This window comes from Akkermansia sp. 54_46 (assembly GCF_001917295.1).
In the GTDB taxonomy this organism is placed as follows: Bacteria; Verrucomicrobiota; Verrucomicrobiia; order Verrucomicrobiales; family Akkermansiaceae; genus Akkermansia; species Akkermansia muciniphila.
Window position 1 is genome coordinate 134,937 of sequence record NZ_MNUD01000036.1, and the last position, 15,399, is coordinate 150,335.

Sequence of the window (15,399 nt, forward strand, 5' to 3'; positions counted from 1 at the left end):
TTCCCCCCTTTCATGTCCCTGATGCGGAACAGCCTGGTTGCCTCCGGCGCCATCTTCGCCTGCCGCCTGACAGGCATGGCCAGGGAAATTGTGTACACCTCCCTGTTCGGGGCTACGGGAGCCCTGGACGCCTTTTACACGGCTTTCCGTATCCCCAACCTGTTAAGAGATCTGTTTGCGGAAGGGGCTCTTTCCCAATCCTATACCAGCGTAGCCTCCAAAACGCGGGAAGCGCAGGGAGAAGCGGCCGCGTGGGAACTGACCAACAAGGCAGCTACCCAGCTTTCCTCCCTGATGATCGCCATTGTAACGCTGGGGATTCTATTTGCAGGGCCCGTCATGGAAGCCCTCTACAGCGGAGATCACTCTCTGACGGAGCAATTGTTCGCCACGGACCTGAGCCGCATCATGTGGCCTTTCATCGGATTCGCCTCCCTGTCCGCCCTCATCATGGGGGCGCTGAACATGGTGGGGGTTTTCGGATTGCCCATGCTGGCCTCCGCCGCTTTCAATGTTACTTCCATCCTGCTTGGCCTGCTGATTGGATATTTCATTGATCCATCCTTCGGCCCCAAAGCTTTGTACGGTTTTGCCTGCGGCGTCACCATCGGGGGCATGGCCCAGATTGCCGTGCAGCTCCCCAAACTCAGCAAAACCGGCTTCCGCTGGAAACCCAATTTCCAATGGGACGATCCCCGCGTGCGCAAAATCTGGGGGCTGATGCTTCCCTCCGTGCTGGCTTCAGGCGTGACGCAGTTCACCATCTTCATCAATACGGGGTTCGCTCTGGATCTCCAAAAAGGCTCCGTCACCGCCCTGACCACGGCGTTCCGCCTCTGGCAGCTTCCCGTGGGGCTCTTCGGAGTCGCGACGGGCATGGTGGTGCTGCCCGCTGTTTCCCGCATGATGGTGGGAGACGGCAGAAAAGAGGTGGCGGTCCACATCGCCAAGGGGTTGCGGCTGGTGGCATTCTTTGCGGTACCCGCTTTTCTCATCCTCTCCATCCTGGGAACGGAATTCGTCTCCGCCGTATACCAGTGGGGCCGCTTCAACCAGGAGGCCGTGCGTTACACGGGGGAAGTGCTGGGAGCCTATTCCCTGGGCCTGCTGGGCTATGCCGGGACCAAGGTGGTGCAGCCCGTCTTCCTGGCTCTTGAAAAACGCTGGGTTCCCCTGATTGCCGCCGCCGTGGCTCTGGCTATCAGCATCGGCCTCAACTACTGTTTCGTCTACATCCTGCATAAAAACGCGGCGTGGCTGGCACTGACCACCTCCGTGGTCACTACCTTCAATTTTCTCTTTTACTTCTTTTACCTGCGACGCCAGCTGGGCGGCGTAGACGGACGGACGCTGCTTTCCGGACTGGCCAGGATCATGGCGGCGGGAATATTGCTGGGGGCCGTGTGCTGGGCAGGCAAGGCATGGTTCCTCCAGGGCTTCCTGAACTGGACCTTCCCGGCCAGGGTGCTGGGGATATCCCTGGTCTGCGGTTGCGCCGGCATCGTCTACCTGGCGGCGGCTTTCCTGCTGAAGACGCCGGAGCTGGAAGCGGTGCGCGCCAAATTCCTGAAATGCTGACGGGAAAAATCCCTTCCATAGAGGGAGGAACGCCCTCCGCAAGAAAAAGAATGGCCGCCGCAAGCATTCTCCTTGCCAGGGGTGCGCTCAATGAGTAAAGTTTTTCCGCCTATGCGGAGAACAGCCTGTTTTCCGCCAAGGCATCAAAATCTACGACTGCACCACAACAATGGACATGATTTCCCCCAGCATTGCGGCATTGACCCCTTCCCTGACTCTCAAGGTGACCAACCGGGCCAAGGCTATGAAAGCTTCCGGTGAAGAAGTTTACGGTTTGGCAGGCGGTGAACCTGAAATGGACACCCCGGAAAACATCAAGCAGGCAGCCATCGCGGCCCTGAACAACGGAGCCACCAAATATACGCCTTCCGCCGGTCTTCCCGCACTCCGCCAGGCCATCGCAGAAAAGCTCAAGAGGGAAAACAACCTGGAATACGATTTCACCCAGATCACCGTAGGAGCCGGCGCCAAGCACGCCTGTTTCAACGCCATCATGGCGACCGTATCCGAGGGGGATGAAGTCATCATCCCCGCCCCGTACTGGGTCAGCTATCCGGAAATGGTCCGCATGTGCGGAGGCATCCCCGTCATCGTGGAAACCACGGCGGAAAACGGATGGAAGCTTACCGCCGAACAATTTGAGGAAGCCATGACCCCCCGCACCAAGATGGTCATCCTCACTACCCCGAACAATCCGACCGGGTCCGTTTATTCCGAAGAAGAACTGCGCGCCCTGGGAGAAGTGGCCCTGAGCGAAGACATCCTCATCCTGGCTGATGAAATTTACGAACACCTCGTATACGGGGACGCCAAGCACGTCAGCATCGCCTCCCTCAGTCCGGAACTGTACGACCTGACCATCACCATCAACGGCTTCTCCAAGGGCTACGCCATGACCGGATGGCGTCTGGGCTATTCCGCAGCTCCGGCAGCCATTGCCAAGGCCATCCAAATGATTCAGGACCACACCACTTCCAACGTCTGCACGTTCGCCCAGTATGGAGGCATTGAGGCCCTTACGGGAGACCAGAGCTTCATCAGCGACATGCGCGACGAATATGACATGCGCCGCCAGTACGTTTACTCCCGCCTCAGCGCCATCCCGAATATCAGCGTTGTGGAGCCGCAGGGCGCTTTCTACTTCTTTGTGGACATAAGCAGGCTGGGACTCACCTCCCTGAATCTGTGCGACAAGCTTCTGGAACGCTACAAGGTCGCGGCCGTCCCCGGCATCGCCTTCGGCAATGACAAGGCCATCCGCATCAGCTACTGCACCACGCTGGACATTCTGAAAGAAGCTCTGGACCGCTTTGAAGAATTCTGCAAGGCGCATTAAAAAACGTTGATCACCATAAAAAGGCGTTCCACGTCACGCGGAACGCCTTTTTATTCTTCCGGATTTCCCGCCTGCAGCAAACCTGCGGCAAGGAAATGCGCGCCATGCCTCGCAACCGGATTGCCCTGCACGAAAAGGCATGATTAAATAAATCTCATATGAATACCCCCGTTCTCAACGACAACCTGCGCGCCGCCACGGAAGCCCTTTGCAATCTGCTCGCCAAGGAAGACAAGGTTGTGGCCTCCAAGGCAAAAATAGGTCTCTTTTTCCAAAATCCGGAAGCAACCAAGCTTTTTGAAGAAGTAAACGCTTACGGAGAAGAACTGCGCAACAAGCACCTGGCCGGAATGCCTCCTACCGAAGAGGAAATTTCCAAATTCGACGCCCTGCGTGAAAACGTCATCAAGAATGATGCGGCCCGCGGCTTTTTGGAAGCGCGCCAGACCATTGACGAACTCCTGAACACCATCAATCATTATCTGGGCATGTCCATTGACCTTGGCCGCGCTCCCACTCCTGAAGAAATAGAGGAAGCCCGCCAGCGCGCCATGAGCGCCCAGTCCTCCTGCTCCTGCGGCGGCCAGTGCGACAAGGAAAATTGCGATTGCGACGGCAAGTGCGACCACGACCATAAGGACGGCGGTTGCGGCTGCGGCAACCATTAAGACAATCTTTCAACTTTTGCCAAACGGCTTCACTCAAAAAGTGAAGCCGTTTTTTTCCCGAAAACAAACGATACTGTCCAGCGCGCCTGCAATTTCCTCCGGAAAACCGGGCGGACTACTGCACCTCTTTATTGAGCGCCATATTTTCGACGCTCCGATGTTTGCACAGCACCGGCATCTTGCACCTTCCCTTCTTCGCCAGAACAGGCAAGATGCTTGAATGGGACGGGAACCCGTGCTAGCCTCATCCTAAGGAATCATGACTTTTTCCAACCGTCCCGCTCCCCTCCCGTTCTTCAAAACGGATTTCCCGCTGTTCCTGGCTCCAATGGCTGGAGTGACGGACCCCATTTTCCGCACTATCTGCAAGGAGCTTGGAGTGGATGTAATGGTAACGGAATTCGTCTCTGCGGAAGGAATTCTCCAGGCATGGGAGAGAAACCGCAGGTACACAAAGATAGAAAATGCCCACCGCCCCATAGGCATCCAGCTCTTCGGAGCGGACGGGAACCACATGGGAGAGGCGGCCAGAATTATCCTGGACCATGAGAAGCCGGATTTTATCGATATCAACTTCGGCTGCCCGGTTCCCAAGGTGGTTGGCAAAAATGGAGGTTCCTCCCTCCTGAAAGATCTTCCCCTGCTGGCTTCCGTTGCCGGAGGCGTCGTGAAAGCCGTAGGAGAGAGAATCCCCGTCACGGCCAAAATACGTATTGGCTGGGATTTTCAGAGCCTGTGCGCCATGGACGCGTGCCGCCTGCTGGAGAATGAGGGAATTTCCATGATCACCATTCACGGGCGCACCCGCTCCCAGCAGTATTCCGGAACGGCCAACTGGGACATTATTGACGAATGCGCGCGGGCCATGTCCGTGCCGGTCATCGGGAACGGGGATATTTCCACCCCGCAGGCCGTAGCTTATGTAAAAGAAAATACGGCCGTCAGCGGCGTCATGATTGGCCGTGCGGCCATGGAAAACCCATGGATTTTCGGAGACGCCAAGTATTATCTGCTGCACGGAACCATGCCGCCGGCCAGAGACCCGCAGGAAAAGGCGGCCCTGATTTTGCGGCATGCCCGGATGGCCCTGGAATCCCGCCATTATGGGGACGAACTTCACACCATGCTCCATATGAGGTCACGAATCCTGGCTTATACGAAGGGATTTCCCGGCGCCAAGGAAATGCGTTCCCGCCTGGTGCGGGTATCCAGCATGCCGGAGCTGGAAGACCTGCTTTCCAAGCTCCCCCGCCAGAAGCCCTGAGTACAGGGAAAATCCCGCTTTCCGGAAGATTCCGCAGGGTTTGAAAAGCGGCGGAGAGGGAAGGAGGTTCTTCCCGCCTCCGGACACGCCCGAAAAAAAATGCCATTTTGAGGGAAGCTAAGTTGACTTTACGTTCCGAACCTGTCAGAAATAGGGGAGTATCCTGCCGCTCCATTTCGGCAGACTTCCAACAATAGCATCCAGAGATCGACGTGTACTCCAACGAATCATATCTCATCGAACTTCTTACGCAGGCCGGATATCTGAATGAAGAAATTCTTCAGTACGCGCGCAGTCAAAAATCTCCCACCCAGGACCTGGTCGATTTTCTGATTCAGGCCAATTATCTTACGGAAGACGTCATCGCTCAGGTGGCGGCGTCAAACTCCCTGCTCCCCGTCGTGGACCTGGGCTCCATGCACATCCCCCAGGAGGTGCGCGAACTCATTACGCCGGAACTTGCCAGGCGCTTCCGGGCCATCCCCATTTCCGACGACGGTTTTTCCATCAACATTGCTATTGACGACCCCCTGAATCTGGAAACCATGGACAGCCTGCCCCAGCTGATGGGGCGGGATGTGATTTTCAGCGTCGCCACCCACAGCGCGATAGAAAGCCGGTTGAATGAATTTTACCGGGATCTGAGCGTTCCGGAAGAAACCGACGGGCTGGAAGGGGAGGATGCTCCCATTATCCGGCTGGTGCAGCAGATGCTGACGGACGCTTTCAAAATGAGGGCTTCCGACATCCACATTGAGCCCATGGAAAACAGGCTCCGCATCCGCTACCGCGTGGACGGCAAGCTGGTGGAGGTGGCCACCCATCCAAAAAAACTGCTCAGCCCCATCATCGCTCGCCTCAAGGTAATGAGTACCACCATGAGCATTGCGGAAAAACGCATGCCCCAGGACGGGCGAATCCAGATGAGCATCGGCGGCAAGCAAATCGACCTCCGTGTTTCATCCGTCCCCAGCAACCACGGGGAAAGCATCGTCATGCGTATCCTGGACAAATCCGCCCTGGTGTTGGGCCTTCCCCAGCTCGGATTTTTCTCGGATGATGAAGCTGTGTTCGACCGCCTCATCACGCTGCCGGACGGCATTATCCTGGTGACGGGTCCTACCGGTTCCGGTAAAACCACGACCCTTTACGCGTGCCTGAACCACATCAACCGCCCGGATAAAAAAATCATCACGGTGGAAGACCCTGTGGAATACGAACTCTCCGGCATCAACCAGGTAATGGTAAAGGCGGATATCGGCATGACCTTCGCCGCCGCCCTGCGCGCCATGCTCCGCCAGGCTCCCAACATCATCATGATCGGGGAAATTCGAGACATGGAAACAGCCAGCATCGCCATCAACGCCTCCCTGACGGGGCACCTCGTATTCTCCACCCTTCACACCAATGACGCTCCCAGCGCCGTGGCTCGTCTGGCGGACATCGGCATCAAACGCTTCCTGATCGCCTCCTCCGTCCGCGCCATCATGGCCCAGCGTCTTGTCCGCAAGCTGTGCGACCGCTGCAAGGTGGACGGCACTCTGACGGAAAAGCAGGCGCATACGCTGAACATTGACATGTCCCGCCTTGCCCAGGGCCAAATCAAGGCGCCCCACGGCTGCGACTTTTGCCGCGGCGGCGGATTCAAGGGCCGGATGGGGCTGTTTGAGATTTTCGAAATCGACGACGAGGTGCGCCGCATGATTAACGAAAATCTGACTTCCCCCCAGCTGCGCCAGCGCGCCCGGGAACTGGGCATGAGAACCTTGAGGGAAGACGGCGTACGCAAAGTGCTGGCCGGCCTTACTTCTCCGGAAGAAGTGCTGAACGTCACCATGGGAGACGCCAACTGATTTTTCCCCGCTATTCATTCTGCTTATTATGGACACCAACCTCACACTGGAACTTTTCATCGGCCGGGGAATGATTGACAAATCCCTGGCAAAGGACATCAAGGAGGAAATGATCGCCTCCGGCAAGGAACTGCCGGAAGTGCTTGCAGACTTCGGCATCATCGGCAGCAAGGATGATATCTGGCAGATGATTGCCAGCGACCTGGGTACGGAATTCATTACACTGGACAACTTCCAGCCGGACCCGAACGTGCAGAACATGATGCCGGCCACGCTCGTGCGCCTGCACGGGGCGCTCCCTGTGCGGCATGGTCCGGAAGGCCTGTACGTCTGCCTGGTGGATCCCCTGAATCCCCAGACGGTGGAAGACCTGCGCTTCGCCCTCGGCCAGGACATCCATGTTCTGGTAGCGCCGGATTACCAGATTTCCGAACGCATCAATGAGCTTTATGGAGGCGAATCCGCCGCCATGTCCGACCTGATGCAGGAGCTGAACAACATGCAGGTCAACAATGAGACGGAGGACTCCGCCGCCGCTCCCGTCATCCGCTTTGTGGACCTCGTCATTACGCAGGCCATCAAGGAAAAGGCCTCCGACATTCACTTCGAACCTTTTGAGAAGGAATTCAAAATCCGCTACCGTGTGGACGGCGCCCTGTATGAAATGCAGCCTCCCCCCGTCCACCTGTCCGTGCCGGTCATTTCCCGCGTCAAAGTCATGGCGAACATGAACATCGCGGAACGCCGCATTCCGCAGGACGGACGCATCGTCAAGCAGATAGGAAACCGTTCCGTGGACATGCGCGTTTCCTCCCTTCCCACTCAGTACGGAGAATCCGTGGTGCTCCGCGTTCTGGACCGCTCTTCCGTCAACTTGAACATGGACAACCTGGGGCTTCCCGCGCATATCCACGAATATATTCTGGATACGGTCCACAAGCCCAACGGCATTTTCATCGTTACCGGCCCCACCGGCGCCGGCAAGACAACTACGCTGTATGCCGCCCTGCGTGAAATCAATACCATTGATTCCAAGGTGCTGACGGCGGAAGACCCTGTTGAATACGATATTGACGGCATCATCCAGATTCCTATCAATGAAGCCATCGGCCTGGACTTCCCAATGGTGCTCCGCGCCTTCCTGCGACAGGACCCGGACCGTATTCTGGTGGGGGAAATGCGAGACATGGCAACAGCGCAGATCGCCATCCAGGCATCCCTGACGGGCCACCTGGTTCTCTCCACCCTGCACACGAACGACTCCGCCGGAGCCATTACGCGACTGGTGGACATGGGATGCGAACCTTTCCTGGTGGCGGCTTCCCTGGAAGGGGTGCTTGCACAGCGCCTGGTGCGCACCATCTGTCCGGACTGCCGCACGCCGTATGAACCCTCATCCACCATCCTCTCCCAGCTTGGCGTCTCTCCCTATGAATTGGGAGACAAGCACTTTTTCACGGGCCGAGGCTGTGATAAATGCTCCAATTCCGGCTACAGGGGCCGCAAGGGGATTTATGAGCTCCTGGATATTAACGATACCCTGCGCGACATGATTACGGACCGCGCTCCTTCCGTGGTGCTGAAGCAGAAAGCCATTGAAATGGGCATGTCCACGCTGCGGGAAGACGGGCTGAGAAATATTTATGACGGCAACACCACCATTGAAGAAGTGCTGAAATATACTTAACGGACAGCCGGACGCCGTTGCTTCCCCTTATTTCAACCACTAAGAAAAAACACTTAAAATACAACATATATGCCTAAATATCAATACACAGCACTTGACCATAAAGGCGACCAGAAAACAGGTACCCTGGAGGCCAATTCCGAAGCGGAGGCCATGGAATCCATCCGGGCGCATGGCCTGTACCCCACCCAGATCGTAGAAGCGGGCAAGGGCAAGATTCAGCAGACGCCTGCCGCCAAGAAAAAGGCCAAGGGAGCCAAGAAGCAAAAAGGCAAGCTGGGAGGCAAAATCAAGGCCAAGGCGCTGATGATTTTCACCCGCCAGCTTGCTACGCTGATTGACGCGGGGCTTCCCCTGCTCCAGAGTTTGAACGTGCTGGCCAAACAGGAGGCAAACCCCAATCTGCGCGTAACCATTGAGGCTCTGGGAGATTCCGTTCAGGGCGGCTCCACCTTCTCGGAAGCCCTGGCCCAACACCCCAGAATTTTTGACCGCCTGTTTGTCAACATGGTAAAGGCCGGGGAACTGGGCGGTGTGCTGGAAGTCGTGCTGAACCGTCTGGCGGAATACCAGGAAAAGGCCCAAAAGCTGAAAAGCAAGGTGATCTCCGCCATGGTGTATCCCTCCATCGTCCTGTTTATCGCCGTAGGCATCGTGATCTTCCTGATGCTGGTCATCGTGCCCAAATTCAAGGCGATGTTCGCAGAACAGAACCAGGAACTTCCCGGTATTTCCGAGTTTGTGTTCGGCATCAGCGACTGGTTCATGGCCGCCCCCTTCTTTGTGCCCAATGCCGTCATTCTGGCCGCGGTGGTCGCCATCCTGTACGCTGTTTTCACGGCCATGAGCAAGACGCCCAACGGACGCCGCAAGATTGACTCCGCTCTGCTGACCATGCCGGTCATCGGCAATGTGCAGAGCAAAAGCGCCATCGCCCGCTTCGCCCGAACCTTCGGTACGCTGGTGACTTCCGGCGTTCCCATCCTCCAGGCGCTTACCATCACGAAGGATACCGCCGGCAACATGATCGTGGGAGACGCCATCGGCCTCATCCATGATTCCGTCAAGGAAGGCGAATCCGTAGTTACGCCCATGTCCTCCTCCAAGCTTTTCCCGCCCATGGTAATCTCCATGGTGGACGTGGGGGAAGAAACCGGCCAGCTGCCGGACATGCTCCTGAAAATCGCGGACGTGTATGATGATGAAGTGGACAATGCCGTGGGAGCTATGACCTCCATGCTGGAACCCATCATGATCGTATTCCTGGCCGTGGTCGTGGGCGGCATCGTGTTCGCCATGTTCCTTCCCCTCCTGCAGGTTATTGAAAAGATGGGATAACCCCTCAAGCAGAATCAGATGAAAAATCATTCCGCATACCGCCGGCTCCGGGAGGCAAAGGGGTTCACCCTCATGGAAATCCTGGTAGTGATGGTGATCATCGTGGTGCTGGCCACGCTGACCATCTCCATTTACACCTGGCTTGAAACCAGAAAGAACGAACAGGCTACGGAATCCATTGTCCGCAAAATTGAAATGGGGCTGGAGAGCTACCACAGCGACCATGACCGCTACCCCTACGGCACGGAAGCTCCCTTCAACAATCACGGCGTAGCCGTGGCCAACGGGGAGGAATACAGTTCCAACGTGGTTTACATGGCTCTGTTCGGCGACCATAAGAATGAGGGTGTTCCTTCCAGGGATACAACCATTTACAATGATGAGTTGAACCCCTCTACGCAGCCCAAAAGCAACCCGACTGTCCGGGAAGTCCATGTGAAAAGCAAGGACGGCAGGCCGGTTACCCTTTATATTCTTGCGGATCCATGGGGTTCCCCCTACCGCTACCGCCTGGGCAGCGAGCAGTCCATCCCCACCAGAACCGACAGGGCCAGAAACCTGAAAATGGGCAACGGCCTGAATCCGGATTATGATTTCTGGTCTTTCGGAAAAGACGGGGACAGTGATTTGAAAGACCCGCACGCCCCTGAAAACGAAGATGACATCGGCAACCTGCCGAAGTTCTGACCTTACCGGTATTTTTCCGCGCACGGCTTCTTTTCCGGCAGCCTTCCTCCCCTTCCGGCGGAGGAAGGCTTTGTGCATATTTTCTGGCATCCGCACGGCTTCTGAAGTATGATTCGGGCACTGACATGAAACGTATTTCCCTGATCGTTCCCTGCCTGAATGAAGAAGAAGCCATTCCGGCGTTCAAGCAAGAAATAGACCGGGTTTTCAAGGAATGCCTGGAGGGCTACGCCCCGGAACTTATCTTCGTGGACGACGGTTCCACGGACCGCTCCCTGGAAATGATTAAGAAAATGGCGGAACACTCCCCTGAAGTAAAATTCATTTCCTTCTCCCGCAATTTCGGGAAGGAAGCCGCCATCTATGCGGGCCTGGAAGCGGCCACAGGGGATTATGCCGCCGTCATGGATGTGGACCTTCAGGATCCTCCTTCCCTGCTTCCGGATATGCTGAAAGCCATTGAGAAGGAAGGATATGACTGTGCGGGAACGCGCCGCGTCACCCGGCAGGGGGAACCGCTGCTGCGGTCCTTTTTCGCCCGCGCCTTTTATAAGACGATTCATCAGATATCGGACACCCGCATCGTGGACGGAGCCCGGGACTACAAGCTGATGACTCGGCCCGTACTGGAAGCCCTGCTTTCCCTGAAGGAGTACAACCGATTTTCCAAAGGGCTGTACGAATGGGTGGGGTTCCGGACCAAATGGTTTGAATATGAAAATGTGGAACGGGTGGCAGGAGAAACCAAGTGGTCTTTCTTCAAGCTGTTCCTGTACTCCATTGAAGGTATCGTGGCCTTTTCCACCGCCCCCCTGGCGCTGGCCTCCATCATGGGGGTACTTCTTTCCTTCATCTCATTCCTTTCCATCATTATCTTGACGGTCCGCGAATTGATCTGGCCCCATTCCGCTTACGGATGGACTTCCCTGGTATGCGTCTTCTGCATGATGGGGGGCATCGTGCTGCTGTGCCTGGGCATTTTGGGCCAATATCTGGCCAAAACCTATACGGAAGTTAAAAAACGCCCTATTTACATCGCCAGGGAACGTTCCATCAAGCCTTTCAACTAACCTTGCCTATGGACACAGAACCGGATTTCAGCATTATTACGCCCAGCTATAATTACGCCCGCTACGTAAGGGAATGCATAGAGAGCGTCAAAAACCAGGAAGGGGTTACATTTGAACACATTATCCAGGACGCAGGATCCACGGACGGCACCCTGGATATCCTGCACTCCTACCCTCACCTGAAACTATATATAGAGAAGGATTCCGGCATGTCGGAAGGCATTAACCGCGGCTTCCGCAAGGCGCGCGGGAAATGGGTTATGTGGCTGAATACGGACGACCGGTTGCTGCCGGGGGCTCTGGCGGCGGTCAAGGCCTTTGCGGATTCCCGCCCGGATGCGGACATTGTGTATGGAGCATGGAATTTCATCGGGCCGGACGGAGATATCCAACGCGCCATGAAGGCCCTGCCCTACAGTCTGAACATGCACATCTGGTACGGCACCTATCTGGCTTCCACCGCATTGTTCCTGCGCCGGAGCACTACTATTGAAGAGGGGTTCCTGCTGGACGAACGTTTCCACTACGACATGGACGGGGAATATTACGCGCGCCTGGGCCGGGCGGGGAAGAAGTTCGTGCATTACAACAGGCTGCTGGCGGATTTTCGCTGGCATGGCGACAATCTGAGCGCCCCCAATATCGAACGCCGGGACATGGACGCTGAGCTAAAGCGCCAGAAGCAGCACGGAGAGGATGCCGCCATCAAGCGTATTTACGGCCTTTCCTTTTCCAAGCACAGCTACAACAATATCATGGACGGCTTCATGCGTGAGGCCTACCGTATGAAAAAGGCCTTCCTTTATCTTACCACTCCCTGGGAAAAGTAACCCGTTCTTTCCTGCTTCTCCCAGAAAAGCCGCTGCCTTCCCCCTTCATCCTCCCAAGGAAGGCACAGCCCCGATACGGCAAGGGCCGCAGCTGTTATTACAGCTGCGGCCCTCAATGAACCTGATGGGAAAAAGGCGGCCTTCCCTTAATTAAGGCCGTCAAACAATTCTTCTTCCCGGAAAAATCTTGCCAGCTCCACGGCGGCGGATTCACGGCTGTCGGACGCATGGCAGATGTTCATCATGCTGTCTGTTCCGAAATCGCCGCGGATAGTGCCCTTCTGCGCCTTCTGGGAATTGGTGGGCCCCAGCAGTTCGCGCACGCGCACAATAACGCCGGGCCCTTTCAGGGCAATGGCGATGACCGGAGAACTGGTCATGAAATCAAGCAGCTTCGGGAAAAGCGGTTCCCCATTGATGACCAGATCCAGAATATGGGCGTAATGTTCCCGGAGCACCGGTTCGTCAAGCTGGATCATCTTTATGCCGCGCAGGCGAAACCCTTCGGACAAAAAACGTTTCAAAATGGTGCCGGAAAGGTTTTTCCGCACACAGTCGGGCTTCAGCAAAATCAGCGTTGTTTCTTCTTGAGTGTTTGGCATAAAATCAGCGAAGTTTCAGGATGGAGTGAGGGAATTACACCCTAATCCCCGTCAGGTCAAGGATAATTGCACAACTGGTCTTTTCTGTTGGGAAAGGAATTCGTCACAAATTCCTCTTATAGGAATCGCACCGGTTCCGCCATCCGGCAAGCCAGCGCGCTTCTCCGCGGCCCGGCGGGCTGTTGTCCACGCGGCGCTGAAGCACCCTTTTGGCCGCTTCCGCAAATTCAACCGCCGCAGGCTGTCCGGGAGAAACGGGGCGCATTTCCTCCAGCACCTGCCTGAGCCCCCAGCCAATCCCCCGGTACTGTTCCGCCGGATTGGTTCCTTCTCCCTTGAAATTCACGTAGTCAATCAGGGCATACATGCCGTTGGGAACCGACGCCACGGCGTAATAGCGGGCCGCCATCTCTTCCGGACGGCGGGACTGGCCCTTGATACGCTCCAGAGCGGCCACAGACCTGGCAATAATGAAATCCGCCTGCATTTGCAGGGCCGCCGGGCTGGACAACCACCGGCGCATCCGTTCAGGAAGACCGCCGCGAACGTCCGCCGCTTCAAATTCCTTTCTGGTCCGCCACGGAGCCACACCGGAAAACCATTCCGGAACCCGGATTCCCTTCCTGCGGCAGAACTGAATGAAAGCAGGGAAACTTTCCTCAAACCTTTCCGTGACTCCGGCAGGAAACCAGATGAAATGTCCGATTCCCAGGGATGGAAACGCCTCTCCCCGGTTCCAGGAAACCAGCCCCCTTATTGTCCCGGCACATTCGTTTTGCCAGATTTTCCGCGCAATTTTTGCCTTCACTTCCCCCGTATCCGGCGCCGCCTGAACCCAGACGGGCACGCAACACGCAAGCATCAGGACACAACCTGCCGTTTTTCCATGCATGCAGATACTTTCCTTCCCCAACACAGACAAGTCAAGCCGCTTCAATTTCCCGTGCCAAAGCCGACGGTTCATGCTACCCTTGCCGTGCACGGCATGATTCTGGCGTTCAATAAACCTTACGGTATTCTCTCCCAATTTACGAAGGAGGCTCCCCACCACCGGACACTGGCTGAATTCGGGTTTCCTCCCGGCGTGTATCCTGTAGGAAGGCTGGATGCGGATTCGGAAGGGCTGCTTCTTTTATCCGATGAGAAAGGCCTGGCGGACCGTCTCCTGAACCCCTCCGGCAGGCATCCCAGAACTTATTGGAGCCAGGTGGAAGGCACTCCTTCCGAAACGGACCTTCGCCCTCTGGAACTCGGGGGCCTCCGCATCCGCGGGCACTGCACGCTGCCTTGCCGGGCACGCCTCATGCGCAGGGAGCCTGACGTGCCGCCCCGCATCCCTCCCGTCCGCTACCGCGCCTCCATTCCCACCTCATGGCTGGAATTGACGCTGGTGGAAGGGAAAAACCGCCAGGTGCGGCGCATGACCGCCGCCATCGGTTTTCCCACACTCCGGCTTCTTCGCGCCAGAATCGGAAATTTCTCCCTGGCGGGACTGAAACCCGGCGCATGGAAAGAACTGGATTCCCGCGAGCGAAGGCAGCTCATGCCGTAATATAAGCTTGATTCCGGACAGGAACCGTTTTTATATCTCTCTCCGCATCAGGATATCTACCTAGACCTTTTTACATGAAAGCCGAACTCGTCGAACAAGCCTCCAAAATCATTCCCGAGCCCCAAATGCTGATCAACGTGGTTTCCCGCCGCGTAGCCCAGCTTAATAATGGCCGCGCCCCGCTGGTGCCTACCACACCCCATATGGGCAACGCGAACATTGCCCTGACGGAAATCATTGAAGGCAAGCTCGTCTATCATACGGAATCCGGCAGCCTCCAGGAAGACAACCAGTAACAACACATTCCCTTTATTGCCGTTCCGGACCGGAATTCCTTACGGAATCCTCTCTATCCAGCCAAGCCCCGGTCTCCCAGCCCGGGGCCTTTTCATCCTTCTCCCCTTCGTGCCATGAGCTCCGACATTTCCACCAACAAAAAAGCCCGCCGGGATTACGAAATTCTGGACACCTACGAATGCGGCATGGAACTCAAGGGAACGGAAGTCAAATCCATCCGCGCCGGCAAGGTGAATATTGCCGATTCCTTCGCCAGGGTGGAAAACGGCCAGATGCTCCTGTACGGCTGCGACATCCAGCCCTGGGAGACAGCGGGAGAATTCTTCCAGCACCAGGCGCGCCGGCCCCGCCGCCTTCTTCTCCATAAACGGGAAATTTTCAAACTGGAACAGCAGACTTCCCAGAAAGGCTGCTCCCTGGTAGCTCTCAAGCTGTATTGGAAAAACGGCAAGGTGAAACTGGCTCTAGGCCTGGGCAAGGGCAAAACCCACCGCGACCAGCGCTACGATTTGAAAGCCCGCGTGGAAATGCGCGAAGCCCAGCGGGAAGTGGCCCGCATCAACCGCCGTTAAGCCAGGCGGCAACCGCATGGTTGCCGTCCGCTTCCTCCCGGAAGCCTTTCTCAGCCCCAGCCATT

Annotated in this window: 15 protein-coding genes; 13 read left to right on the plus strand and 2 right to left on the minus strand. The window is 56.5% G+C overall.

Annotation, left to right across the window (positions count from 1 at the left end; translation table 11 throughout):
* Positions 1-12: 12 nt before the first annotated feature.
* From murJ to BHW66_RS11440, 10 genes are all read left to right on the plus strand, one after another.
* Complete coding sequence (gene murJ, locus BHW66_RS11395) at positions 13-1,578, plus strand: murein biosynthesis integral membrane protein MurJ (protein WP_102758545.1); 1,566 nt, start codon at positions 13-15, stop codon at positions 1,576-1,578.
* 169 nt (positions 1,579-1,747) lie between these two features.
* Entirely contained in the window at positions 1,748-2,914 is a 1,167-nt protein-coding gene (locus BHW66_RS11400) for a pyridoxal phosphate-dependent aminotransferase (protein WP_286689040.1), read from the plus strand.
* A gap of 158 nt (positions 2,915-3,072) precedes the next feature.
* Positions 3,073-3,582: a YlbF family regulator gene (locus BHW66_RS11405; RefSeq protein WP_012420623.1), complete on the plus strand. Its 510-nt coding sequence runs from the start codon at positions 3,073-3,075 to the stop codon at positions 3,580-3,582.
* 259 nt (positions 3,583-3,841) lie between these two features.
* Positions 3,842-4,846: a tRNA dihydrouridine synthase DusB gene (dusB, locus tag BHW66_RS11410; protein ID WP_249851426.1), complete on the plus strand. Its 1,005-nt coding sequence runs from the start codon at positions 3,842-3,844 to the stop codon at positions 4,844-4,846.
* Positions 4,847-5,058: 212 nt separating this feature from the next.
* Positions 5,059-6,699, plus strand: coding sequence for an ATPase, T2SS/T4P/T4SS family (locus BHW66_RS11415; RefSeq protein WP_102745786.1), 1,641 nt, complete (start codon positions 5,059-5,061; stop codon positions 6,697-6,699).
* Between the two features lie 28 nt (positions 6,700-6,727).
* Positions 6,728-8,386, plus strand: coding sequence for a GspE/PulE family protein (locus tag BHW66_RS11420; protein WP_012420620.1), 1,659 nt, complete (start codon positions 6,728-6,730; stop codon positions 8,384-8,386).
* A 69-nt stretch (positions 8,387-8,455) separates the two neighbouring features.
* Positions 8,456-9,724: a type II secretion system F family protein gene (locus BHW66_RS11425; RefSeq protein ID WP_012420619.1), complete on the plus strand. Its 1,269-nt coding sequence runs from the start codon at positions 8,456-8,458 to the stop codon at positions 9,722-9,724.
* 18 nt (positions 9,725-9,742) lie between these two features.
* Complete coding sequence (locus BHW66_RS11430; RefSeq protein ID WP_012420618.1) at positions 9,743-10,411, plus strand: prepilin-type N-terminal cleavage/methylation domain-containing protein; 669 nt, start codon at positions 9,743-9,745, stop codon at positions 10,409-10,411.
* Positions 10,412-10,536: 125 nt separating this feature from the next.
* Positions 10,537-11,481, plus strand: coding sequence for a glycosyltransferase family 2 protein (locus tag BHW66_RS11435; RefSeq protein WP_012420617.1), 945 nt, complete (start codon positions 10,537-10,539; stop codon positions 11,479-11,481).
* Between the two features lie 8 nt (positions 11,482-11,489).
* Positions 11,490-12,311: a glycosyltransferase family 2 protein gene (locus BHW66_RS11440; protein WP_102745787.1), complete on the plus strand. Its 822-nt coding sequence runs from the start codon at positions 11,490-11,492 to the stop codon at positions 12,309-12,311.
* A gap of 146 nt (positions 12,312-12,457) precedes the next feature.
* Here the strand turns inward: BHW66_RS11440 and BHW66_RS11445 are convergent, their stop codons facing one another.
* Both BHW66_RS11445 and BHW66_RS11450 read right to left on the minus strand, forming a co-directional pair.
* Entirely contained in the window at positions 12,458-12,913 is a 456-nt protein-coding gene (locus BHW66_RS11445) for a nucleoside-diphosphate kinase (RefSeq protein WP_012420615.1), read from the minus strand.
* Positions 12,914-13,016: 103 nt separating this feature from the next.
* Complete coding sequence (locus tag BHW66_RS11450) at positions 13,017-13,805, minus strand: hypothetical protein (protein ID WP_180975614.1); 789 nt, start codon at positions 13,803-13,805, stop codon at positions 13,017-13,019.
* Positions 13,806-13,856: 51 nt separating this feature from the next.
* On the opposite strand from BHW66_RS11450, the gene BHW66_RS11455 reads away from it, so the two are divergent.
* From BHW66_RS11455 to smpB, 3 genes are all read left to right on the plus strand, one after another.
* Complete coding sequence (locus BHW66_RS11455) at positions 13,857-14,465, plus strand: pseudouridine synthase (RefSeq protein WP_258000663.1); 609 nt, start codon at positions 13,857-13,859, stop codon at positions 14,463-14,465.
* 74 nt (positions 14,466-14,539) lie between these two features.
* Positions 14,540-14,761: a DNA-directed RNA polymerase subunit omega gene (locus BHW66_RS11460; protein ID WP_012420612.1), complete on the plus strand. Its 222-nt coding sequence runs from the start codon at positions 14,540-14,542 to the stop codon at positions 14,759-14,761.
* 114 nt (positions 14,762-14,875) lie between these two features.
* On the plus strand, positions 14,876-15,334 hold the full coding sequence (smpB, locus tag BHW66_RS11465) for an SsrA-binding protein SmpB (protein ID WP_012420611.1): 459 nt from the start codon (positions 14,876-14,878) through the stop codon (positions 15,332-15,334).
* Positions 15,335-15,399: the final 65 nt, after the last annotated feature.

Bases quoted from the DNA above. Each gene is read 5' to 3' on its own strand.
- dusB (WP_249851426.1), top strand. From the start codon at position 3,842: ATGACTTTTTCCAACCGTCCCGCTCCCCTCCCGTTCTTCAAAACGGAT.
- BHW66_RS11420 (WP_012420620.1), top strand. From the start codon at position 6,728: ATGGACACCAACCTCACACTGGAACTTTTCATCGGCCGGGGAATGATT.
- BHW66_RS11405 (WP_012420623.1), top strand. From the start codon at position 3,073: ATGAATACCCCCGTTCTCAACGACAACCTGCGCGCCGCCACGGAAGCC.
- BHW66_RS11450 (WP_180975614.1), bottom strand. From the start codon at position 13,805: ATGCATGGAAAAACGGCAGGTTGTGTCCTGATGCTTGCGTGTTGCGTG.
- BHW66_RS11460 (WP_012420612.1), top strand. From the start codon at position 14,540: ATGAAAGCCGAACTCGTCGAACAAGCCTCCAAAATCATTCCCGAGCCC.
- smpB (WP_012420611.1), top strand. From the start codon at position 14,876: ATGAGCTCCGACATTTCCACCAACAAAAAAGCCCGCCGGGATTACGAA.
- BHW66_RS11400 (WP_286689040.1), top strand. From the start codon at position 1,748: ATGGACATGATTTCCCCCAGCATTGCGGCATTGACCCCTTCCCTGACT.
- BHW66_RS11435 (WP_012420617.1), top strand. From the start codon at position 10,537: ATGAAACGTATTTCCCTGATCGTTCCCTGCCTGAATGAAGAAGAAGCC.
- BHW66_RS11430 (WP_012420618.1), top strand. From the start codon at position 9,743: ATGAAAAATCATTCCGCATACCGCCGGCTCCGGGAGGCAAAGGGGTTC.
- BHW66_RS11425 (WP_012420619.1), top strand. From the start codon at position 8,456: ATGCCTAAATATCAATACACAGCACTTGACCATAAAGGCGACCAGAAA.
- BHW66_RS11440 (WP_102745787.1), top strand. From the start codon at position 11,490: ATGGACACAGAACCGGATTTCAGCATTATTACGCCCAGCTATAATTAC.
- murJ (WP_102758545.1), top strand. From the start codon at position 13: ATGTCCCTGATGCGGAACAGCCTGGTTGCCTCCGGCGCCATCTTCGCC.
- BHW66_RS11445 (WP_012420615.1), bottom strand. From the start codon at position 12,913: ATGCCAAACACTCAAGAAGAAACAACGCTGATTTTGCTGAAGCCCGAC.